Source organism: Bradyrhizobium cytisi (genome assembly GCF_008123515.1).
GTDB classification, from domain to species: Bacteria; Pseudomonadota; Alphaproteobacteria; order Rhizobiales; family Xanthobacteraceae; genus Bradyrhizobium; species Bradyrhizobium cytisi.
Genome location: NZ_VSSR01000002.1, coordinates 25009 through 48245 on the forward strand (window position 1 = coordinate 25009; position 23237 = coordinate 48245).

19 protein-coding genes are annotated in these 23237 nt (G+C 63.9%); 6 read left to right on the forward strand and 13 right to left on the reverse strand.

Annotation, left to right across the window (positions count from 1 at the left end; translation table 11 throughout):
* Positions 1 to 91 precede the first annotated feature (91 nt).
* Complete coding sequence (locus FXB38_RS00790) at positions 92 to 1609, forward strand: acetyl-CoA acetyltransferase (RefSeq protein ID WP_148748881.1); 1518 nt, start codon at positions 92 to 94, stop codon at positions 1607 to 1609.
* Between the two features lie 156 nt (positions 1610 to 1765).
* Here FXB38_RS00790 and FXB38_RS00795 read toward each other — a convergent pair whose 3' ends face one another.
* The 6 genes from FXB38_RS00795 to ltnD all read right to left on the reverse strand — a co-directional run bounded on the left by FXB38_RS00795 (position 1766) and on the right by ltnD (position 11372).
* Entirely contained in the window at positions 1766 to 2962 is a 1197-nt protein-coding gene (locus FXB38_RS00795) for an efflux RND transporter periplasmic adaptor subunit (protein WP_148748882.1), read from the reverse strand.
* Entirely contained in the window at positions 2949 to 6128 is a 3180-nt protein-coding gene (locus FXB38_RS00800) for an efflux RND transporter permease subunit (protein ID WP_148748883.1), read from the reverse strand. The genes FXB38_RS00795 and FXB38_RS00800 overlap by 14 nt, the downstream gene beginning before the upstream one ends.
* Before the next feature lie 260 nt (positions 6129 to 6388).
* Complete coding sequence (locus FXB38_RS00805; RefSeq protein WP_148748884.1) at positions 6389 to 8080, reverse strand: methyl-accepting chemotaxis protein; 1692 nt, start codon at positions 8078 to 8080, stop codon at positions 6389 to 6391.
* Positions 8081 to 8244: 164 nt separating this feature from the next.
* Positions 8245 to 9522 (reverse strand): 3-oxo-tetronate kinase, encoded by a 1278-nt coding sequence (gene otnK / locus FXB38_RS00810; protein WP_148748885.1) that lies wholly within the window; start codon positions 9520 to 9522, stop codon positions 8245 to 8247.
* Positions 9519 to 10301 carry a 2-oxo-tetronate isomerase gene (otnI, locus tag FXB38_RS00815; protein WP_148748886.1) on the reverse strand — a complete coding sequence of 261 codons (783 nt, stop codon included), beginning with the start codon at positions 10299 to 10301 and terminating at the stop codon, positions 9519 to 9521. The genes otnK and otnI overlap by 4 nt, the downstream gene beginning before the upstream one ends.
* A 12-nt stretch (positions 10302 to 10313) precedes the next feature.
* The gene (ltnD, locus tag FXB38_RS00820) at positions 10314 to 11372 is read right to left on the reverse strand and encodes an L-threonate dehydrogenase (RefSeq protein WP_283812697.1); all 1059 of its coding nucleotides are present in this window, start codon (positions 11370 to 11372) and stop codon (positions 10314 to 10316) included.
* On the opposite strand from ltnD, the gene otnC reads away from it, so the two are divergent.
* Positions 11336 to 12028, forward strand: a complete 693-nt coding sequence (gene otnC / locus FXB38_RS00825) for a 3-oxo-tetronate 4-phosphate decarboxylase (RefSeq protein WP_187434586.1) — start codon at positions 11336 to 11338, stop codon at positions 12026 to 12028. The genes ltnD and otnC overlap by 37 nt on opposite strands.
* Positions 12029 to 12130: 102 nt before the next feature.
* Here otnC and FXB38_RS00830 read toward each other — a convergent pair whose 3' ends face one another.
* From FXB38_RS00830 to FXB38_RS00855, 6 genes are all read right to left on the reverse strand, one after another.
* Positions 12131 to 12835 (reverse strand): ABC transporter ATP-binding protein, encoded by a 705-nt coding sequence (locus FXB38_RS00830; protein WP_148748889.1) that lies wholly within the window; start codon positions 12833 to 12835, stop codon positions 12131 to 12133.
* Positions 12819 to 13550, reverse strand: coding sequence for an ABC transporter ATP-binding protein (locus tag FXB38_RS00835; RefSeq protein WP_148748890.1), 732 nt, complete (start codon positions 13548 to 13550; stop codon positions 12819 to 12821). Before FXB38_RS00835 ends, FXB38_RS00830 begins: the two co-directional genes overlap by 17 nt.
* Positions 13547 to 14530: a branched-chain amino acid ABC transporter permease gene (locus FXB38_RS00840; RefSeq protein ID WP_148748891.1), complete on the reverse strand. Its 984-nt coding sequence runs from the start codon at positions 14528 to 14530 to the stop codon at positions 13547 to 13549. The genes FXB38_RS00835 and FXB38_RS00840 overlap by 4 nt, the downstream gene beginning before the upstream one ends.
* The gene (locus tag FXB38_RS00845; RefSeq protein ID WP_148749020.1) at positions 14530 to 15408 is read right to left on the reverse strand and encodes a branched-chain amino acid ABC transporter permease; all 879 of its coding nucleotides are present in this window, start codon (positions 15406 to 15408) and stop codon (positions 14530 to 14532) included. The genes FXB38_RS00840 and FXB38_RS00845 overlap by 1 nt, the downstream gene beginning before the upstream one ends.
* A gap of 152 nt (positions 15409 to 15560) precedes the next feature.
* Entirely contained in the window at positions 15561 to 16805 is a 1245-nt protein-coding gene (locus FXB38_RS00850) for an ABC transporter substrate-binding protein (RefSeq protein WP_148748892.1), read from the reverse strand.
* Positions 16806 to 16890: 85 nt separating this feature from the next.
* Positions 16891 to 17706, reverse strand: coding sequence for a putative hydro-lyase (locus tag FXB38_RS00855; RefSeq protein ID WP_148748893.1), 816 nt, complete (start codon positions 17704 to 17706; stop codon positions 16891 to 16893).
* 121 nt (positions 17707 to 17827) lie between these two features.
* Here FXB38_RS00855 and FXB38_RS00860 point away from each other — a divergent pair, with 121 nt between their 5' ends.
* The 4 genes from FXB38_RS00860 to FXB38_RS00875 are packed head-to-tail and all read left to right on the forward strand — an operon-like array spanning position 17828 to position 22036.
* The gene (locus tag FXB38_RS00860) at positions 17828 to 18745 is read left to right on the forward strand and encodes a LysR family transcriptional regulator (protein WP_148748894.1); all 918 of its coding nucleotides are present in this window, start codon (positions 17828 to 17830) and stop codon (positions 18743 to 18745) included.
* Positions 18746 to 18776: 31 nt separating this feature from the next.
* Complete coding sequence (locus FXB38_RS00865; RefSeq protein ID WP_148748895.1) at positions 18777 to 20027, forward strand: Zn-dependent hydrolase; 1251 nt, start codon at positions 18777 to 18779, stop codon at positions 20025 to 20027.
* Positions 20028 to 20039: 12 nt separating this feature from the next.
* Positions 20040 to 20951, forward strand: a complete 912-nt coding sequence (locus FXB38_RS00870; protein ID WP_148748896.1) for an NAD(P)-dependent oxidoreductase — start codon at positions 20040 to 20042, stop codon at positions 20949 to 20951.
* 11 nt (positions 20952 to 20962) lie between these two features.
* Positions 20963 to 22036, forward strand: coding sequence for a malate/lactate/ureidoglycolate dehydrogenase (locus FXB38_RS00875; RefSeq protein ID WP_148748897.1), 1074 nt, complete (start codon positions 20963 to 20965; stop codon positions 22034 to 22036).
* 80 nt (positions 22037 to 22116) lie between these two features.
* On the opposite strand, the gene FXB38_RS00880 is transcribed toward FXB38_RS00875, so the two are convergent.
* Positions 22117 to 23190, reverse strand: coding sequence for a tartrate dehydrogenase (locus FXB38_RS00880; protein ID WP_148748898.1), 1074 nt, complete (start codon positions 23188 to 23190; stop codon positions 22117 to 22119).
* Positions 23191 to 23237 lie beyond the last annotated feature (47 nt).

A 23237-nucleotide genomic window follows, 5' to 3' on the forward strand; every position in this document is an offset into this window, starting at 1 on the left:
CGAAGCAATCCAGACCGTCATCGCGGAAAGATTCTGGATTGCTTCGCTACGCTCGCAATGACGAAAACAATCGATATCGTGAATTGAGGCCATGACCGAAAAGACCATTGTTCACGAAGACCGAATCCCCGTCATCGTCGGCATCGGCGAGATCGTCGACCGCCCCAAGGAGATCGCCGAGGGCCTCGAGCCGCTCGATCTGCTCGAACAGGCGCTGCGACGCGCCGAAGCTGACGCCGGCGCGAAGCTGCTCGGTGAGGTGCAATCGCTCGACGTCGTCAACTTCCTGAGCTGGCGCTATCGCGATCCGGAGAAGCTGCTTGCGCAACGGCTCGGCGTCTCGCCGGCGCATTGCTATTACGGTCCGGTCGGCGGCGAGAGCCCGATCCGCTTCATTCACGAGGCAGCCAAGCGCATCGCGCGCGGCGAATGTACCGTCGCCGCGGTCTGCGGCGCGGAAGCGCAATCGACGGCAACCAAGGCCGAGCGCGCCGGCGTCAAGCTGCCATGGACGCCGTTCGCCCACGATGTCGAGGAGCCGAAACGCGGCGCCGCGTTTCAGAAACCGCTGGCTATCAAGCTCGGCGTGTTCCGGCCCGTCACGGTTTACCCGTTCTACGAAGCGGCTTCGTCCGCACATTGGCGCCAGACGCCGCGCGAGGCGATGGCGGAATCAGGCACGCTGTGGTCGCGCTATTCGGCGGCCGCCGCGCAAAATCCCAATTCGTGGCTGAAGCGGCGCTATGCGCCCGAGGAGATCACGACGCCGACCGCGGACAACCGGCTGATCGCCTGGCCCTACAACAAGCTGATGGTCGCCAATCCAAGCGTTAACATGGGCGGCGCGCTGTTGCTCACCAGCCTTGCCAGGGCGCGTGCGGCTGGCATTGCTGAGGACAAGCTGGTCTACCCGCTCGGCGGCGCGTCTGCCGAGGAGCCGCCCGACTATCTGGTGCGCGACCAGTTTTACGAGAGCCATCCGCAGAACGCGGTCCTGACGGCCGTGATGGACATCGCCGGCGGCGACGGTAAAAATTTCGACGCGATCGAGCTGTACAGCTGCTTCCCTTGCGTGCCGAAGATGGCGCGGCGGACGCTGGGGCTGGGCGCCGACGTGCAGCCCACGGTAACCGGCGGGCTCACCTTCTTCGGCGCGCCGCTCAACACCTACATGACGCATGCAGCCTGCGCGATGGTGCGGCGCCTGCGCGACGGCGACAAGCTCGGCCTGCTCTACGGCCAGGGCGGCTTCGTCACCAAGCATCATGCTCTGGTGGTGTCAAAGACGTCGCCGCGCGAAACGCTGGCGCAGGAGACCAGCGTGCAAGGCGAGGCCGACCGCAACAAGCGTGCGGTGCCGGAGTTCGTCGCGGAGGCAAGCGGGAAAGGCACGGTGGAAAGCTTTACCGTGCTCTACGGCCGTGGCGGCGATGCCGAGCACGGTGTGGTGATGTTGCGCACGGCGGATGACCGACGCACGCTGGCGCGGATTCCCGCCAGCGATTGTGCGACTCTGGCGCATCTATTGAACATGGATAAGACGCCGGTCGGCTCAATTGGCGAGATCACCCTGGCAGCCGATGGCACACCGGAGTGGCGGGTGGCGTAGCTAGCTCTCGTGTCCCGGACGCGGTGCGGCATGCAATGCCGCTCCGCTGAGCCGGGAACCCATAAAGCAACACGGTACTTTGAGGAGAGATGGGCCCCGGCTCAGCAGCGCACCACTTCGTGCTGCGCTGCGTCCGGGGCACGAGACCGCCCTTAACTAGCCCTTCGGCGCCTGCTTTTCCGACGCAGTTGCCGGCTTGCCGCCGGCACCAACGACGCGAACCGCATCGCCATCAGACAAACCGTCCGGCGGGGCAGTGATGACACGGTCGTCCGGTGTGATGCCCGAGGCTAGCTCAATCTCCTTGCCGAGATCACGGGCGATGGTCACGGTCTTGAACTGCACCTTCTCGTCCGCACCGACGGTCGCAACACGCAGGCCGCTGCCGTTGAAGATCAGGGCGCTGGCGGGAATGCTGAGCGGCGCGGTGTCGCGCTGGAGGTTGAGCTTCACGCTCGCATAGCCGCCGGGCATCAGCTCGCCGTTGGAATTGTCCAGCCCAAGCTGCATCCGCGTGGTGCCCGATGCGACGTCGACGGCCTGGGAAGAAGCTTCCACCGTCGCCTGGAAGGTCCGGTTCGGATATTCCGGCATCACGATGGAGGCCTTTGCGCCGATCTTGATCGCCGGCACGTAGTTCTGGGGAACGTTGACGTAGACGCGCAGCTTGGTGATGTCGGAGACCACGAACATCGCCGGCCCCGAGCCGCCGCCCGCGTTGATCAGCGCGCCAACGTCGGTGTCGCGCGCCGTGACCACGCCATCGAATGGCACCGTAATCTTCTTGTAGCCGGCCAGCGCCTCGAGACGCTCGACATTGGCCTGGCCGGAATGGACCGCGGCATTCTTGTTGGAGAGATCGGCGGTGCGCTCGTCGATTTCCTGCGCCGAGACGAAGTTGGAGGCGACCAGCGTTTTGCGCCGGTTCAGGGTTGCTTCCGACAGCCTGGCGCTGGCTTGCTGGCTGGCGAGGTCGGCGCGGGCCTGCAGGAGCTGCTGGTCGAGGTCTGGCGCCTCGATCTCGGCGATCACCTGGCCGGCCTTGACGCGGGCGCCGATGTCCGCGCTCCAGCTTTTGAGATAGCCGGAGACGCGCGCGAAGATCGGAGCGCGGTAATAGGCCTCGAGCCGGCCCGGCAGATCGATGGTGGAATTGAGCGCCTTGGCGTTTGGCAGCGTCACCGCAACGCTGGGAACGGCCTGGTCGTCGGTCCATTCCTTCAGCTTGGAGCCTTGCTCCTCGCGGGCCCGGATGCCGGTGCCAACCACGAGGCCTGCCGCAATCAGCGCCACCACGCCGAAAATGCCCAGTTTCCGGTGCGACACCGGGGAGCGGGGTTCAGTGGGCGACATGCGGAGTCTCCGATCGGGCGGCGGCTTTGGCGCCTTGTTTCTTGTGTACCATACTGAACACCACGGGAACAAAGATCAGCGTTGCGAAGGTTGCAAAGATCAGGCCGCCGATCACGGCGCGGCCAAGCGGCGCATTCTGCTCGCCGCCCTCGCCCAGCCCGAGCGCCATCGGCGCCATGCCGATGATCATGGCAAGCGCAGTCATCAGCACCGGGCGGAACCGGACGAAGCCGGCTTCCAGCGCGGCCGCAATGGGATCGCCGAGCTCCTCATAGCGCTCGCGGGCGAAGGAGATCACCAGCACGCTGTTGGCGGTGGCCACGCCCATGCACATGATCGCGCCGGTCAGCGCCGGCACGGACAGCGTGGTCTGGGTCGTGAACAGCATCCAGATGATGCCGGCAAGCGCTGCCGGCAGCGCCGTGATGATCACGAACGGATCGGACCAGGACTGGAAGTTCACGACGATCAAGAAGTAGATCAGCACGACGGCGCCGAGCAGGCCGAACAGAAGGCCGGTGAAGGCGCTGTTCATGGTCTGCACCTGACCAAGCAACGCCACGGAGGAGCCCTTCGGCACCTCCTTGGCGGTGTCGGCGATGGCCTGGCGGATGTCGGTTGCGACCGCGCCGAGATCGCGGCCCGACGTCGTGGCAAAGATCTGCACGAGGTTTTGAATGTCGTACTGCGACACCACCGCGCTCGAGGTTGCACGCTTGATGTCGGCGATGCCGCCGAGGATCGGCGACTGCGAGGCGCCGGCCGCGGTGATTGGCAGCGTCTGCAACGCGCTGAGCGAATCGATCTGGTATTGCGGCGTCTGCATCACGATCGAGTAGGACACGCCGTTGTCCGGGTTGAGATAATAGGTCGGCGCGACCTGTGAGGAGCCGGCGAGATTGACCACGAGGCTGTTGGTGACGTCGCGCTCGGTCAGGCCGACATATTGCGCGCGGGTGCGATCGACATCGATGTTGAAGGTCGGCAGGTTCGGTGATTGCTGGATGCGTGCATCGGCAATGCCTGGAATCCGGCGAACCCTGGCGAGCAACTTGTTGGCGTAGGCAAAGTTGCCGTCGAGATTGGCGCCGCGGATCTGGAGATCAATCGGCGCCGGCGCACCGAAATTCAGGATCTGGCTGACGATGTCGGCCGGCAGGAAGGCGAAGCTTACGCCCGGGAACAGCCGCGGCAACTGCTCGCGCAGCACCCGCACATGTTCCGCGGTCGGCTTGTGACCTTCCTTCAGCTTGATCTGGATGTCGCCGTCCTGCGGACCGATCACGCCAGTGTTGTTGTAGGTCATGTTGATACCGGAGATCGGCATGCCGATGTTGTCGGTCATGGTCTCGATCTCGCCCGGAATCAGCTTGCGCACCGCCTTCTGCACATCCGCGAGCTGGTTGGCGGCCTCCTCGACGCGAGTGCCGACCTGGGTGCGCACATGCATCAGGATGTTGCCGGCATCGACGGCGGGGAAGAAATTGCGCCCCAAGAACGGCACCAGCGCGAAGGACGCACCGACCACGCAGAGGAAGCCGATCACGAACACCGCGCGATGCGCCAGCGCCATGCCGAGCAGACCGCGGTAACCGCCGCGAATACGCTCGAACCGCGCCTCGAATCCGCGCTGGAACCAGACGAAGGGATTGCGCGACTTCGGTGGCTCGCCCTCATGATGGACGTGCGCATGCAGCAGATAGTTAGCCATGGTCGGCACCAGCGTGCGCGACAGGATGAACGACCAGATCATCGCGAACATCACCGCTTCAGCCATCGGCACGAACAGGAAGCGCGCGACGCCGGTGAGGAAGAACATCGGCACGAACACGATGCAGATACAGAGCAGCGAGACGAAGGCCGGCGTCACGATCTGGTTGGCGCCGTCGAGGATCGACTGCTCGACCGGCTTGCCCTGCTCGAGATGATAATTGATATTCTCGATGGTTACCGTGGCGTCGTCGACCAGGATGCCGACCGCGAGCGCAAGGCCGCCGAGCGTCATGATATTGAGCGTCTCGCCGATCGCCGAGAGCATGACGATGGCACCGAGCACGGACAGCGGGATCGAGACCGCGATGATGAGGGTCGAGCGCCAGCTGCCGAGGAACAGCAGGATCATGACGCTGGTGAGCAGCGCCGCGATCACGCCTTCGAAGGCGACGCCTTGAATCGCGCCGCGGACGAACACCGACTGGTCGCCGATGAAGCCGATCTTCAGCGCATCCGGCAACTGATCCTTGACGTCGATGACCTTCTGCTTGATGCCGGCGATGATATCGAGCGTCGAGGTCGCGCCCGCCTTCAGCACCATCATCAGCACCGAGCGGTTGCCGTCGACGTGGACGATGTTGGTCTGCGGCGGATTGCCGTCGCGCACGGTGGCGACGTCGCGCACATAGACCATCGCGCCGTTGACGGTCTTGATCGGCAGATTGCCGAGCTCGTCGATCTTGAGCGGCGAGTTGTTGAGCTGGATGCTGTACTCGAACTGGCCGATCTTCTGGGTGCCGACCGGCGTGATCAGGTTTTGGGCTGCGAGCGTATTGGCGACGTCCTGGCCCGAAAGGCCGCGGGCCTGAAGCGCGGTCGGGTCGAGGTCGATCTGGACCTGGCGCTGCTTGCCGCCGAACGGGTACGGGATCGCCGCACCGGGCACGGTGACGAGCGGCGTGCGGAGCTGGTTGATGCCGATGTCGGCGAGGTTCTGCTCGGTCAGGCCGTCGCCCGACAGCGCCACCTGGATGATCGGGACGGTCGAGGCGGAGTAGTTCAGGATCAAGGGCGGCGTCGCGCCCGGCGGCATCTGCTTGATCAGCGTCTGCGAGATCGCGGTGACCTGCGCATTGGCGGTGCGGATGTCGACATTGGGCTGGAAGAAGATCTTGATGATGCCAAAGCCGTTATAGGAATTGGCGGTGATGTGCTCGATGTCGTTGACGGTCGTCGTCAGCGCCCGCTGGAACGGCGTGGTGATGCGACCGGACATCTGATCGGGCGGCAGGCCGGTGTACTGCCAGACCACGCCGATCACGGGGATGCGGATGTCCGGAAAGATGTCGGTCGGCGTCCGCAGCGCCGCGAGCGGTCCAATGATCAGAAGCAGGAGCGCCAGCACGACAAACGTATAGGGCCGGCTCAGGGCAATACGGACCAGAGCAATCATTCGTCAGGCAATTCCAAATACGGGGGACAAGTCCAAATACGGGGGACAAGGAACACGCCCCACCGGTTCCTCGGCTGATTTACCCGAACACCGCCGAAATGGCCAACGACAGCATGTCACGCGCGGTCAATTCCCTGCTATCGCACAGCGAAATCGCATTCCAGATATGCTCTCGTCGAAAGATTACAGCGAGGGCCTTCAACCACGCAAAAAAGCGGCGCCCGGAGGCACCGCTTTCAGAACTGACATCGTCTTGAGGTCTACGCCGCCCGAACGTTGGTCAGGAACTTGCTGACCTCGGTTTTCAACCGGGTCGAGTCGTTCGACAGCATCTGCGCCGCCGAGAGTACTTGCGAGGAGGCTGTGCCGGTTTCGGTGGCGCCGCGCTGCACGTCGGTGATGTTGGACGAGACCTGCTGGGTGCCCTGCGCCGCCTGCTGGACGTTGCGGGCGATTTCCTGGGTCGCAGCACCCTGCTCTTCCACCGCGGCGGCGATGGCGGAGGAGATTTCCGAGAGCCGCTCGATGGTCGAGGAGATCTCCTTGATCGCGCCGACCGAGTCGTTGGTCGCCGCCTGGATGCCGGAGATCTGCTGGCCGATCTCGCCGGTCGCCTTCGCGGTCTGCTCGGCCAGTGCCTTCACTTCGGAGGCGACCACCGCGAAACCGCGGCCGGCTTCACCGGCGCGCGCCGCCTCGATGGTGGCGTTCAGCGCCAGCAGGTTGGTCTGGCCGGCGATGGTGTTGATGAGCTCGACGACGTCGCCGATGCGCGAAGCGGCTTTCGACAGCTCGCTGACGCGCTCGGTGGTGGCACGGGCCTGGCCGACGGCGTCACCCGCCATCCGCGCCGATTCCTGCACCTGACGGCTGATCTCGCCGACCGAGGAGGCCATCTCTTCCGTCGCCGAAGCCACCGACTGGACGTTGGTGGAAGCCTCTTCCGAAGCGGCGGCAACAGTGGTCGCCAGCCGCTGCGAACGATCGGCGGTCGAAGTCAGGGTCGAGGCGGAGGATTCGAGCTGGGTTGAGGCCGACGACACGGTCTGGACGATCTCGCCGATCATCGTTTCGAATTCGCGGGTGACATTGTCGACGCGGCGGCCGCGCTCGATCTTGGCTTCGGCGTCGGCCGCAGCAGCCTCGTCGGCAGCCTTCTTGGCGATCAGCGCTTCCTTGAAGACCTGGAGCACGTCGGCCATGGCGCCGATCTCGGTCTTCTCGCCACGGTGCGGGACCTCGGCGGAAAGGTCGCCTTTGCCGAGCGCCTGCATCGGCTGGATGATGGAGTTGATGCCGCTGGAGACGTCCTGGACGAGATAGAAGCCGACGCCAATGCCAATGACGACGGCGGCGCCGAGGATGATCGCGACGAGTACGAAGGCGTAGTAATAGGTGTCGGAGGCATCGGCGGAGGCCTGATCGCCGCCCGTGGTGTTCAGCTCGATGTCCTTGGCCAGAATCGCGTCGGCCTCAAGCCCGATCTTGTTGACTGTCTTGGTGTTCAACTCGTGCGCCTCGTGCGGAATCTTGCCGGCCTCCTTGCGCGATAACGCCATGACTTCCTGGGTGCCCTTCTTGTAGTCCTCCCAGATCTTGGACCACTGGCTGTAAAGCGCGCGCTCCTCGGGCGAGGTAATCATCGCCTCGTATGCCTTGCGGAATTTGGTATTGGCCTCGATCACCGTCGCGAGGGTCTTCTCCGCCGCGAGCTTCTCCTCCAGCGTTTCCGCCAGCATATGCTCGCGGATGACGTTGCGGTAGGTGATGACGCCGGCGCGCAGATCGCCGATCACCCGCACGCTGGGCATCCAGTTCGTGGTGATATCGACCGTGTTCGCGTTGATCGACCGCATCTTCATGACGGCGAGCAGGCCCATGCCGGTCATCGCGACCAGCAGGAACGCCACGACACTGATGATCTTGGCGCGGATGGAGAGGGAGGCGAACATAATCGGATCTCTTTGCTGGGCGCGGTCGCGTCCGGGAATTTACCAATCAACCGAGGGGAGCAGTGCCGACATCACCAACAAAGCATCTGAGCAGATGTGAACTCTGATTCCTCACGGGTAAGGAACCCGAAAGAGATGAACAGGGGGATAAGAATGCCCTGCGCTCAGCGCATGAGCCCGATCGCATCCGAAAAAAACTGCGCTCCACCGAAATTTCCGGACTTGAGAGCGAGCAACATGCCGGCTTTTTCAGCACCGACAGCGCGCAGCACGGGGACACCCGCAGCGATCTCCACTCCAACGAGAAATCCGGGAATCTTCAACCGATCGACCACGGCGCCAGAGGTCTCGCCGCCGGCGACGATCAAGCGCCGCACCCCTGCTTTCACAAGGCTTTCGGCGATGTCGGCCATCGTCTGCTCGATGGCGTGCCCTGCGGCGTCGCGGCCGTGACGCGCCTGGAGCGCAGCAACGTCAGCCGGCGTCGCGCTCGATGCAATCAGCACGGGCCCCTGGGCCAACCGCTCCTTCGCCCAGTCCAGCGCACGCTGCGTTTCGTTCGCGCCCGTAAGAATACGGTCAGGGTCGAGACGGAGCACCGGCATGACCCGTTCGGCATTGGCGATCTGCTGCAAGGTGGCTTGCGAGCAGCTTCCGGCGAGGCACGCCACCTGTCCACCGACGGCGGCCCGATGGTCGCTGCTTGTGGTGGCCGATTTGACCTTGCCGGTCGACACCAGCGCGCGGGCGAGCCCGAGGCCGATACCGGAGGCGCCGACCGACAGCCGGTGCTCTGCGGCGACGAGGCCGATGGTCTCGAGGTCGCGGTCGAACACGGCGTCGATGATGGCGGCGCCGATACCCTTGCCTGATAGTTCGGCAAGCCGGGCGTGCACGGCCTCCGCCCCGCGCGCGAGGGTCGCGAGATCGACGAGACCGATCTGCGTCTTGCTCTGGCGCGCCAGCACGCGCACCAGATTGGAATCATGCATCGGGTTGAGCGGATGATCCTTCAAAGGGCTCTCGTTCAGCGGCACGGCACCGACAAACAGATTGCCCTGGTAGACCGTCCGGCCGGTTTCGGGAAATGCCGGCGTCACCAGCACGACCGCCTCGCCGCAATCGGCGCGCAGCGCATCCATCACCGGCCCGATATTGCCCGCGTCGGTGGAATCGAAGGTCGAGCAGATCTTGAACAGCACGTGGCTCGCGCCGCGCCCGCGCAGCCATTTCTCGGCCGCGCGCGAGCGCGACACCGCAAGCCCCGCCTCGATCGAGCGGCTCTTCAGCGACACCACGACGGCGTCCACTTCCGGCAAATTCAGATCGTCGGCGGGCACGCCGATGGTCTGCACCGTGCGTAAACCCGCGCGCGTGAGCGTGTTGGCGAGATCGGAGGCGCCGGTATAGTCATCGGCGATGCAACCCAGCGCAAGTGTCACGACTTCACCCCCGCATAGGGCTTGAACCAGGCCAGGCCATCGGTGGTGTTGCCGCGCGGATTGTATTCGCAGCCGACGAATCCGGCATAGCCGAGCCGGTCGAGCTCATCGAACAGGAACGGATAATTGAGCTCCTCGCCATCGGGCTCGTTGCGCGAGGGAATGCTGGCGATCTGGATGTGACCGATGATCGGCATCATCTCGCGCAGCCGCATGGTGACGTCGCCATGGATGATCCCGCAATGATAGATGTCGAATTGGAGCTTCAAATTGGGAAGCCTCAACTCCTGGATCAAATCGCGCGCGAAGCCGAAATCGTTGAGGAAGTAACCTGGGACGTTGCGAGCGTTGATCGGCTCGAGCACGATGTCGATGCCATGCGGCGCGAAGAATTCCGCAGCCCACGTCACCGATTTGTAGAAGGCCTCGATCGCCACGCGTTCGCCACGGTTGGCGATGCCCGCCATCAAATGCAGCCGCTTGACGCCGGTCGCTTTGGCGTAAGGCAGCGCCGTCTCCAGGCTCGCCTTGAGGTCGGCAAAGCGCGCCGGCAGTGCGGCAAAACCTTTCTCGCCGGCATTCCAGTCGCCCGGCGGCAGGTTGAACAGCGCCTGTGTCAGGCCGTTGCGCTTGAGCCGCTCGCCGATCGCCTCGACCGGATGCTCATAGGGAAAGAGAAACTCGACCGCGGTGAAGCCGGCTGCCGCTGCGGCGTCGAACCGATCGAGGAACGGCACCTCGGTGAACATCATCGAGAGGTTGGCGGCGAAACGGGGCATTGGAATCCTCTTCTACTTGTCACCGGGAAGTTTTACGCCGGTGACCTGCGCATACATTCGCGCCACCGACGCATCGTCGTCGCGCCCCATGCCGGCGGCTGATGTCATCAGGAACATCTGGAGGGCCGCGGCGGAAACCGGCACCGGGAATCTGGCGCTGCGCGCCATGTCCTGGATGATGCCGAGATCCTTGACGAAGATCTCGACCGCGCTGCGCGGCGTGTAGTCGCCGTCGAGCACGTGCGGCATGCGGTTCTCGAACATCCACGAATTGCCGGCGGACGCCGTGATCACCTCATAGACCTTGCGGATGTCGAGGCCCTGCTTGGCGGCGAACGCGATCGCTTCGCTTGCGGCAGCGATATGCACGCCGGCCAGCAGCTGGTTGATCATCTTGAACGCGGCGCCCTGGCCAGCGGCATCGCCGAGCTCGTAGAGCTTTGCTGCCATGGCATCGAGCGCCGGACGCGCCTTGGCGAACGCGGCCGGACTGCCCGAGGCAAGGATCGTCAGCTCGCCTTGCGCGGCGCGCTGTGCGCCGCCGGAGATCGGCGCATCCAGGTAATTTCGGCCGGTCGCTTCCAGCTGTTTTGCCAGGCGCCGGGCCACGTCGGGATCCATGGTCGCGGAGGAGATGAAGACGCTGTCCTTCGGCAGGGTCTCGGCCACGCCCTCCTTGCCGAACAGGATCGCCTCGGTCTGCGCAGCGTTGACGACGACGCTGACGACGATGTCCGCGCCCTTGGCCGCCTCGGCCGGCGTTGTGGCGCCGGCGCCGCCGTCTTTGACAAAACGCGCCACCGCATCAGCCGAAACGTCGCAGCCGGTGACCGTATGGCCGGCGCGCTTCAGCGAGGTCGCCATGCCGTACCCCATCGAGCCGAGCCCGATGACCGCGATGCGCTGATTTTGTGACGTGGAGGCGGACATGCAACTAACCCTTGCGAACGTTTCCCGGACGGCCGCCTTTGCGGCGGCTCGTGATCTCGAATAACACGGCTTGGCCGCGCTGCCAAAGCGTGAGACAAGCGAGCATGACGGCCATGAAAACTGAAACGAGCAACGAGACAAGGCTGCGTGAGGATATCTGCCGCTTCGGACGGTCCCTGTTCGAGCGCGGGCTGACGCCGGGCTCCTCCGGCAATATCAGTGTCAGGCTGGATAGCGGCGGCTGGCTGGTGACGCCAACCAACGCCTCGCTCGGCTTCCTCGATCCTGCAAAACTGTCGCGGCTGGACGATCAGGGCCGGCTCATGTCCGGCGATGCGCCGACCAAGGAAGTTCCGCTGCACACCGCGCTCTACGATACGCGCGGAAGTGCTCGGGCGATCGTGCATCTGCACTCCACCCATTCGGTCGCGCTCTCGATGCTGCCCGAGATCGACCCGCACGCCGCGCTGCCGCCGATGACGGCCTATTATCTGATGAAATGCGGCGCCACCGCGCTCGTGCCCTATTACCGCCCTGGCGATCCCGCGGTCGCGGATGCGATCAAGGGGCTGGCCGGAAAATATTCATCCGTGCTGCTCGCCAATCACGGCCCGGTCGTCGCCGGCGAGACGCTGGAAGCGGCGGTGTTCGCGACCGAGGAGCTGGAGGAGACGGCGAAGCTCTATCTGCTGCTGCGCGGGATGAACCCGCGGTATCTCTCGCCGGAGCAGGTGGCGGATCTGGTGAAGGTGTTCGGGGTGACGTTGCCGGAGCACGGGCACGAGCACGGGCATTGAGCCCAGCTTTAACCTCGTCATTGCGAGCGCAGCGAAGCAATCCAGAGTCTTTCCGCGGACGGATTCTGGATTGCTTCGCTGCGCTCGCAATGACGGTTGGCGCTACAGCCCCAGATATGCCTTGCGTACGTCCGGATTGCCCCTGATCTCCGCTGCCGGGCCCTGCATCAGCACGCGGCCGGTTTGCAGGATGTAGGCACGGTCGGCGATCTCCAGGCACTCGGCCATGCGCTGTTCGACGATCAGCACGGTCATGCCGGCTTCGCGGATGGTTTTCACCGCCTGGAAGATTTCGTCGACCAGCTTCGGCATGATGCCCTGCGAAGGTTCGTCGAGCATCAGAAGCCGCGGACGCGTCATCAGGGCGCGGCCGATCGCGAGCATCTGCTGCTCACCGCCGGAAAGCGTTTCGGCGCGCTGCTCGAGGCGTTCGGACAGGCGCGGAAACAGCTTGAAGACGAGATCGAGCGGCCCCTCGCGATCGGCCTCGCCGCGATAGAGATAACTACCGAGGCGGAGATTGTCGCGCACCGACAAGCGCGGGAACAGGCGGCGGTTCTCCGGCACATAAGCGATGCCGGTGGCGGTGATATGATGCTGCGCCATGCCGTCGAGGCGTTTGCCGTCGAACGTCACCGTGCCCGAGCGCGGACGCTCGGCACCGGCGATGGACTTGAGCAGCGTCGACTTGCCCGCACCGTTGGCGCCGGCAACGCAGACGATCTCCCCCTTCTGGACTTCGATCGAGACCGCGGAGATCGCGACCAGGCCCTGATAGGCGGTCGTGACTTCATGCACCGACAGCATGACGATCTCCCAGATATGCGCTGATCACCTTGGGATCGCGGACCACGTCGGCGGGCTTGCCCTCGACCAGAACCTTGCCGAGATCGAGCACGATGGCGCGATCGACTAGCGGCATCACGATCTCCATGACATGCTCGACCATCAGAACAGTGATGCCGGCATCGCGTACTTTTCGCACCAGCGCCACGCCTGTCTGCGCCTCGGTCGGCGTGAGGCCGGTGAGGACTTCGTCGAGCAAAAGCAGTTTCGGTTCGGTCGCAAGCGCACGCGCGACTTCGAGACGGCGCTTCTCGGCCGGCACGAGGTCGCTTGCGAGCACGTCGGCGCGCGCCGCAAGGCCGGTGAATTCCAGCACCTGATGCGCCTTGCGGCGAGCCTCGCGCATCACCGTGTTGCGCACGAGTGCGCCGACGATGACGTTGTCGATCACCGTCATGGTCTCAAAGCTCTTGACGACCTGGAAGGTGCGACCAACGCCGCGCTGGCAGCGCTCGGCCGCCGGCAGCTTTGTCACGTCCTCGCCGTCGAACCAGATCGAGCCTTGCGTCGGCGGCAGAACGCCGGCGATGAGGTTGAACAGCGTCGACTTGCCGGCGCCATTCGGACCGATCAGCCCGACGATCTCGCCGCGGCCGACCGAGATCGAGACGTCGCTGTTGGCGACGAGGCCGCCAAACCGCTGCCAGACGCCGCGGGTTTCAAGGAGCGCGGTCATCGCGTCGCTCCTTTTGCCTTGGAACGGGAGAACAGGCTCACGAGGCCTTGCGGCAAAGCGAGCGAGATCGCCACGATCAGCGCGCCATAGACGATGAGGTCGACGCCGCGGCCGGAGCCGCCGATATAGGAGCGCGTCAGCTCCGTCATCGGGATCAGGATGGCCGCTCCTAACACCGGACCCCAGAGGGTGCCGATGCCACCGAGCACGGCCGGGAGTGCCATCAGAAGCGAGAACTGGAAACCCATGACGCTTTCGGGATCGATATAAGCGAGGAATTGCGCATAGAAGGCGCCGCCGACGGCAACGAGGAATGCAGAGACCGCTGCCGCACCCATCTTGGAGTTGAACACGACGACGCCCAGGCTTTCAGCGGCTTCCGGATTGTCCTTTACCGCGCGCCACCAAAAACCCCATTTGGAGTCCTCGAGCCACCAGGTGACGAACCAGGCGACGCAGCAAAGCGCCAGCGCGAAATAGAAGTACGGCAGCTTGCTGCGCATGAACTGGAATTTCAGCCAGCTGTCGCCGCGCACCGGAATGGTAATTCCCATCGCAGCCCCCGCCCATTCCCAGTTCTGGAACAGCAGCAGCCCGATCTCGGCGATGACGATGGTCGCGATCACGAAGTAATGGCCACGCAGACGGAAGAAGGGATAGCCGAGCCCCATCGCGATCACGGCAGCGATCACGCCGCCGGCAAGCATGCCGAACCAGGGCAGCACGCCGAACTTGGTGAACAGCAGCTCCGTGGTGTAGGCGCCGATGCCGAAATAGAGCGCGTGTCCGAGCGAGATCTGTCCGCAATAGCCGGACAGGATGTTCCAGCTCTGCGACAGCGCCGCATACATCAAGGTCAGCACCAGGATGTTCTGGATGTAGACGTTCTTGACGAACAGCGGCGCGAGCGCGGCCAGTGCGGCCAGCACTGCGGCAACGATGAGATCGCGGCGACGCCGCGTGGCAAAATTCTTGTCCATCACATCGACCCGAACAGGCCACGCGGCCGGATGAAGACAACGAGCAAGTACACCGCATAGATGCCGACCGACTTCAGTGAGGGCGGCAGCATCAGGGCGGTCACCGCTTCAACCAGGCCGACAATGATGCCGCCGGCAAAGGCGCCGAACACGCTGCCAAAGCCGCCGAGCGCCACCGTGACATAGGCAATCAGCGCAAAGGAGGCGCCAACGTCGGGATAGATGTAGAAAAAAACCGCCATGATCGCGCCGGCGAGACCGACAAGCGCAGCGCCCAGGCCCCAACCGAACGCGAACACGCGATTCTTGTCGATACCGACGAGCGCGACCGCGCCGGGATCTTCACGGGTGGCTTCCAGCGCGCGGCCGAAATCGGTGCGGTGGATGAAGAAGTAGAGGCCGGCAAAGGCCGCGATCGAGACCAGCGCACCGACCAGCTGCGGCTCCGGCAGGAAAATGCCCGCAACCGAGATGGTTTTGCCGCCGAGCCAGGATTGCGGAATGCTGCGATAGTCCGGCGTGAAGAACAGCTGGGCCAGTCCGCGCATCACGATGGCCAGGCCGAAGGTCGTGAAGATCTGCACCATGCCGGCATTGGCCTTGGCGCGCATGGCGAAGCGCACAACCAACAGGTAGATCACCGCTCCGAACACGAACATCGCTGCCGCGACCAGCGGCGCCGAAAGCAAGGGGTCGATTGCGAAGAACGTGAACAGGAAGAAGGACGCGTACATCGCGATCATCAGGAACTCGCCATGGGCGAAGTTCGTGACGTCCATCAGGCCGAAGATCAGCGCGAGGCCGACGGCGATCAGTCCGTAGAGCAGGCCCATCAGCAGGCCGCTCGCGAGACTTTGGACAATTGTTTCGACTGTCAGCAACTTGTCCCCCAGAAAAAGCCCTCACCCCGAGGGGCGTCATCGAACGCGCATCGCCAAGGACGGGCAACCCTCGTCTTTCCCGACGCGGGCTCCGTCTTACTCCGCAGGATCAGGATCAGGAGCTATCGTCCGGGCTCCCGATTTCGTCCTCACTTCATCGGCCAGACTGCTTCGGCCACGGCCGCCTGCGACGGGAAGATGGTGACAAACTTGCCGCCGATATATTGCAGCAGCACCGGATCGGCGTCGTTGTTCTGGCCCATGTCGTCGAACTTGACCCGCTTCCAGGGCATGATGGTCTGCTCGCCCGGAATGTCGGTTGCGGCCATCGCGTCGCGGATCTTCTCGCCGTCGGTCGACTTGGCGCGGTTGATGGCGTCCGCAATCACGATCATCGCCATGAACTGCCGCGACGTGTTGTCGTTCAGATCCTTGCCCGATTTCGCCTTGAACAGGTCGTTGATCTTGCCGACCATCGGCCGCTTGGCGGCGAGATCTAGCGAGAAGCTGCCGCGGGTGATCGCACCTTCGAGCTTGTCGCCGACGGCGTCGTAAAGCGCCTTTTCGGAGAAGCCGGCTGCCTGGGCCAGGATCGCGTTCGGCTTGTAGCCGAGCTCCGCCATGGTCTTGACCAACAGGATGCCGTCCGTGGTGTAGCTCGAGGGCAGCAGCACATCGGCATTGGCGGCCTTGAGCTGCTGGACTTCGGCAGACAAGGACGGCGAGTTGGCGCGGTACTTGATGTCGGCGACGATCTTGTAGCCGCGCTCGGTTGCGAGCTTGGTCTGAGCGTTGGCGGAGTCGGTGCCGAAGATCGTATCTTCGTGGAACAGCGCCAGCGTCTCGGCCTTGGCGCCCTTCTTCTTCATCGAGTCGAGGAAATCGAACATCCCGGCCGAAAACATCTCGTCATGCGGCGAGGCGCGGAAATAATACTTCAGTCCACGGCGATGCAGGCTCGGCGAGGAATTGTCCGCCGACAAGAACGGGACCTGGTAACGCTCGCAGATCTGGCTGACCGTGACCGCGACTGCGCTCTGATAGGAGCCGAGCACCGCGCAGACTTTTTCCTGGGTGATCAGCCGCTCGGCTTCGGCGCGCCCCTTTTGCGGGTCGCCCTGGTGGTCGGCGTACACCATGCGGATCTTGGCACCACCGAGACCGGGCAAGCCGACACCCTTCGCCAGCGGAAGGTCGAAGTCCTGGTCGTTGTTGATGATATCGATCGCGGTCTCGAATGCACGCTGCGCGTCCACCCCTACCTGGGCGCCGGCGCCGGACAAGGGATAGGTCGCGCCGATCACCACCTCAGAGGTTTGCGCGCGCGCCGCTAGCGGCAACAGCGCGGCAGCGGCGGTGGCTCCGAGCAGAACGTCGCGGCGAGTGATCGTCATTGGCAAAGTCCTCTGTATTTTGTGCGTATCGAATGAAGCGATTGGCAAACTGCGTAAAGCCTGAAGAAGCAGCAAATGCTGCCCACTAAATCACGGCCATGTTCCTGTTCTTCAGATCGGTCACCAACATCAGGCCGGGCGAATGCGTGATCGCGAAAGGGACCTTGGCCGCATTGATGACCGATTGCGGTGTCACGCCGCAGGCCCAGAACACCGGGATCTCGTCATCGGCAACAGCTACCGGATCACCATAGTCGGGCTTGGCGATGTCCTTGATGCCGATCAGATGCGGATGGCCGAGGTGCACGGGCGCGCCGTGCACGGCGGGATAGCGCGAGGTGATCTGCACCGCGCGGATCGCATCGGCCGGCTTGAACGGGCGCATCGACACCACCATCGGACCCGCGAACGGGCCGGCCTCGCCGCAGGCGATGTTGGTGCGGTACATCGGCACCCGCACGTTCTGCTCGATGTGGCGGATCGGCATGCCCTCGTCGAGCAGTGCCTCCTCGAATGAGAACGAGCACCCGAGCACGAAGGTCACGAGGTCATCGCGCCAATACTTGGTCACATCGGTTGGCTCGTCGACGACTTCGCCGTCGCGCCAGACACGGTAGCGCGGCACGTCGGTGCGAATATCGAGATCGGCGCCAAGCGCAGGGATGTACGGGCTGCCGACATCGGACATCCCGATGATCGGGCACGGTTTCGGATTGAGCTGGCAGAAGCGGTGGAAGGCGCCGGCGTATTCCGCCGGCAGGATCGCCAGATTGCCCTGGACGAAGCCGGGCGCGACCCCGGCGGTGGAACCGACCTCGCCGCCACGATAGGCGAGCCGCGCCTGACGGCTCGGGAGGGTGTCGGGTGTTTCAGTTTGCTGCGCTGCCACCAAAACAGTCATGTGATCGACCTGCCTATAAACTCGACAAAGACAGCCAACACCAAGCGTGCTATAAAGTCTAATCGTCCTTTCTAATCGATATCGATAAATTTATTTTATCGATCAGGAAAAAATCCTTTCAATGCTGGACTTCAGGTCGATCGAAACCTTCCTCTGGGTTGTGAAGCTCGGCAGCTTCCGCGGCGCCGCAGCACGGCTCAATACGACCCAGCCGGCGATCTCCCAGCGCATTGCCCAGCTCGAGCGCGAGATGGGCGTCAAACTCCTGAACCGCGATCATCGCGTGGCGTCGCCCACCCCGAGCGGGCGGCAGATGATGGTCTATGCGGAAAAGCTGATCGGCCTGCGCGCTCAGATGATGGCCGAGATTGGCGATCGGTCGGCGATGCGCGGCGTGATGCGGCTCGGCGTCGCCGAGACTATCGTGCACACCTGGCTGCCGCGGCTGGTGAAGAGCATGAACGGGATCTATCCGAACCTGTCGCTGGAGATCGAGGTCGACATCACGCCGAACCTCACCGCGCGCCTGCTCGCTCAGGAGATCGAGCTGGCCTTCGTGGTCGGACCGCTGTCGGCCTCCGGCGTGCACAATCGCGTGCTCGCCGACTATCCGATCGGCTTCCTCGCAAGCCCCTCACTCGGGCTCGGCCACGGCCCGGTGACGCCCGCCGATCTCGCGCGGTTTCCGATCATCACTTTTCCGCGTAAGACCAGACCCTACGAGGTCGTGCGCGAGGTGTTCGACCGGCCCGACTTGCCGCCGATCCGTCTCCACGCCTCTGCCTCGCTTGCCACCGTGATCCACATGGCAGTGGAAGGACTCGGCATCGCCGTGATCCCCGACGCCATCGTCGAAAACGAGCTCGCCGACGGCCGGCTGCAATTGCTCGACACCGATCTGGAGATCGCACCGCTGACGTTCACCGCAAGCTGGCTCGCCTCGCCCGACGTCGTCGCGGTCGAGCGCGTCGCCGAGCTTGCATGTCAGATTGCGCAGAGCAGCCTCGCGGTTGACGCGCCCGCGCTGGCGCGTCATTGAAACAGGCGCCGGACAAATGAGAGACTGATGCATGAGCCGAGCCGCCACCAATTTACAGATCGATTCCGCCCGCCTCTGGGGCTCCATCCACGAGACCGCGCAATTCGGCGCGACGGCCAAAGGCGGCGTACGGCGGCTGACGCTCAGCGGCGAAGACAAGCAGGTTCGCGACTGGTTCCGAAAGGCCTGTGAGGAAGCCGGCCTCGACGTGCATGTCGATGCGCTCGGATCTCAGTTCGGTCTGCGCAAGGGCCGCGACATGTCGAAGCCTCCCGTCGGCATCGGCTCGCATCTCGACACCCAGCCGACAGGCGGGAAGTATGACGGCATTCTGGGAACGCTCGGCGCGCTCGAAGTGATCCGCACGCTGAACGATGCCGGCATCGAGACCGAGGCGCCGATCTGCATCGTCAACTGGACCAACGAGGAAGGCTCGCGCTTCGCACCGGCGATGATGGCGTCCGCGGCCTACGTCGGCGATTTCACGCCCGACGACATCCTGTCGCGCAAGGATATCGAGGGCACGACCGTCGGCCAGGCGCTCGACAGCATCGGCTATCGCGGCGACAAGCCGGTCGGTTTCCAGAAGCTCGGCTGCTTTGTCGAGCTGCACATCGAGCAAGGCCCGATCCTGGAGGCCGAAGGAAAGACCATCGGCGTGGTCGATTCCGGCCAGGGCGTGCTCTGGTATGACGGCAAGATCTCCGGCTTCGAAAGCCATGCGGGATCGACGCCAATGCCGTTGCGGCGCGACGCGCTGGCGACACTGTCCGAGATCGTGCTGGCGATGGAGGCCATTGCCAGGAAGCACGGGCCGAATGCAGTCGGCACCATCGGCGAAGCCGTGATCGCAAATCCCTCGCGCAACGTCATTCCCGGCGAGATCGCCTTCACGATGGATTGCCGCAGCGCAGATGGCGCGATCATGGATGCCCTCGATCGTGACCTGCGCACTACGATTGCCGAGATCGCCGCGCGCCGCAAGGTCGAGGTCGAGATCGATCTGGTCTGGCGCAAGCCGCCGACGCATTTCGATCCCAAGCTGATCGCCGCAGTCGAGAATGCAGCCAAGACGCTCGGCTATTCCTCCCGCCGCATCACCTCCGGCGCGGGCCACGATGCCTGCAACCTCAATACGATCATGCCCGCGGCGATGGTGTTCGTGCCGTGCAAGGACGGCATCAGCCACAACGAGCTGGAAGATGCCACGCAGCCCGACTGCGCCGCGGGCACCAACGTGCTGATGCACACCGTGCTGGCGATCGCAGGCGTTGCATCCTGATTGGAGACTGACATGCGCGGAGTTTTCGTCGACGCCAATGAAGCGCTCGCCGTGATCATGGAGCGGCTGGAGAAGCCCGGCGATCCCAAGATGCGGATCCACCGGGATCCCGATATCAAGCCCGAGCAATATCCTGAGATCCTCGACGGCGCCGAGATCGCAATCGTCGACCACACCGCGCTTCCCACCGAGGTCGCAAAACAATGCGCGGGGCTGAAGCACGTCGTGTTTCTCGGCACCGGCGCGCGCAGCTACATGAACCCGGAGGAGCTCGCCGAGCTCGGCATCTCCGTGCATCTGATCAAGGGCTATGGCGACACGGCCGTGGCGGAGTCCGCGATCGCACTGATGTGGTCCTCCGCCCGCGTCATCGCGATGATGGACCGCGAGATGCGCGCTGGTAACTGGCTGCGCGAGGATGGCACGCAGCTCACCGGCAAGACGCTCGGCCTGATCGGGTTCGGCGGTATCGCCGCCGAAGTCGCGCGCATTGCGTCAGGCGGCGGCATGAAGGTGGTTGCCTGGAACCGCTCGCCAAAGGCCTATCCTGGCGTCGAGTTCACCGATCTCGACACGCTGCTGGCGAGAAGCGACGTGGTGTCGCTGCATCTGCTGCTCAACGACGAGACGCGCGGCATGATCAAGCGCGAGACAATCGCGAAGATGAAGCCGGGCGTCGTCTTCATCAACACCGCGCGTGGCGCGATCGTCGACGAGCAGGCGATGATCGACGCATTGACGTCGGGCCACATCCGCCATGCCGGCCTCGATGTCTTCAATATCGAGCCGTTGCCCGCGGACCATCCGCTGACCAGGATACCGAACGTAACGCTGTCGGCGCATTCGGCGTTCCGCACACCGGAAGCCAGCGAGAATCTGATCGAAGCGGCATGGGTCCATTGCCGCCGGATCGTGAAAGGATAAGAGCAACGACAATGGCCGACACTCGCACCATCAAGGCGGAACCGCTCACCAATGTCATCCGCGCCATCGTCAAGGCGGGCGGGTCTACGGACCGCGAAGCCGAGCTTGTCTCCACCAACTTAGTCGAGGCCAATCTGAAGGGACACGATTCGCACGGAGTCGGCATGATCCCGCGCTATGTCTTGAGCGTCACCAACGGCGGCCTCGCCGTGAACCAGCACGTCAAGATCGTGCTCGACAATGGTCCGCTTCTCACCCTCGACGGTCTCACCGGCTACGGTCAGGTGATCGGCCATGAAGCGATGGAGCTGGCGGCAGAGCGCGCCAAGAGCAACGGCGTCTGTCTCGTCGGCCTTTCCAACGCCCACCACATCGGCCGCATCGGCCACTGGGCCGAGCAGTGCATCGACCACGGGCTGGTCTCGATCCACTTCGTCAACGTGATTTCGCGCCCGATCGTGGCGCCCTGGGGCGGCAGCGATGCGCGCCACGGCACCAACCCGTTCTGCGTCGGCATCCCGCGCAGGGGCAAAGAGCCGATCGTGCTCGACTTCGCCACCAGCAGGATAGCGCAGGGCAAGACCCGCGTCGCCCACAACAAGGGCGTCGAACTCGAGCCCGGCACCATCATCGACAATGAAGGCAAGCCCACCGTCAATCCGCGCTACACCGTGATCCCGCCGCACGGCGCCATCCTGCCGTTCGGCGAGCACAAGGGCTCGGGTCTCGCTCTGGTGTGTGAAATCCTCGGCGGTGCGCTCTCCGGCGGTCAGGTGGTCAAGGGCCCGTCCGACGGCAAGCACAACGTCCTCAACGGCATGCTCTCGATCATCATCGACCCGGGCAAGCTCGGCACCGGCGAAAACCTCGCGCGCGAAGTCGAGAGCTTCGTCGCCTGGCACACCGGCTCGCCGCCCGCCCTCGGCGTCGACAAGGTCAAGATCGCCGGCGAGCCCGAGCGTGAGACCAAGAAGAAGCGGCTCGCGGAAGGTATCCCAGTCGATCCGACCACCTGGCAGGAAATTTTGACGGCCGGGAAGAAGTTCGGACTGGATGAAGCGGTGATCGAGAAGATCGTGGGCTAACTGCCAGCATTAATGTCGTCCCGACCCCCGAGCGCAATTGCGCACTAGGCCGGAAACGACATTTCGTTTAGCAGCCTACTTTAATCCACCATATCTGCGACCGCCTTGCCGCAGGCTGTGGTATCGGCGTTACCGCCGAGATCCTTGGTGCGGAGCGTGCGCTCGGCCAACGTGCGCTCGATCGCATCGACGATCGACTTGCCGGCAACCTTCTCGCCAAGATGCTCGAGCATCATCGCGCCCGACCAGATCGCGCCGATCGGGTTCGCTATGCCCTGCCCTGCGATGTCAGGCGCCGAACCGTGCACCGGCTCGAACACTGAGGGGAAATCGCCCTCGGGATTGATGTTGCCTGACGGTGCGATGCCGACGGTGCCGGTGCAGGCCGGGCCGAGATCGGACAGGATGTCGCCGAACAGGTTGGAGCCGACCACGACGTCGAACCAGTCCGGGTGCAGCACGAAGTTCGCCGTGAGAATGTCGATGTGGTACTTGTCCCACTTCACGCCCGGAAACTTCTTCGCCATCGCCTCCACGCGCTCGTCCCAATAGGGCATGGTGATGGAGATGCCGTTGGACTTGGTCGCCGACGTCAGGTGCTTCTTCGGCCGCGACTGGGCGAGCTCGAAGGCGAACTTGAGGATGCGATCGACGCCGGTGCGGGTCATCACCGTCTGCTGCGTCACGAACTCACGGTCGGTGTCGGGGAACATGCGGCCGCCGACGGAGGAATATTCGCCTTCCGTGTTCTCGCGCACGACCCAGAAATCGATATCACCGGGCTTGCGGCCCGCCAGCGGCGACGGCACGCCGGGCATCAGCCGCACTGGACGCAGATTCACATACTGGTCGAACTCGCGGCGGAATTTGATCAGCGAGCCCCACAGCGAAACGTGATCCGGAATCTTGGCCGGCCAGCCGACCGCGCCGAAATAGATCGCGTCGTGCTTGCCGATCTTCTCTTTCCAGTCGTCCGGCATCATCTGCCCGTGCTTCTCGTAGTAGTCCCAGGACGAGAAGTCGAAATGATCAAAATGCAGGGAGACCCCGTGCCTCTTCGCGGCCGCCTCCAAAACGCGCAGGCCCTCGGGCATCACTTCCTTGCCGATGCCGTCGCCGGGAATGACTGCGATCCGGTATTGTTTCTTGCTCATCGAGAACGTCCTTTTTTGGTCCGGCAGCCGCCGCCTTTTTGACCGCA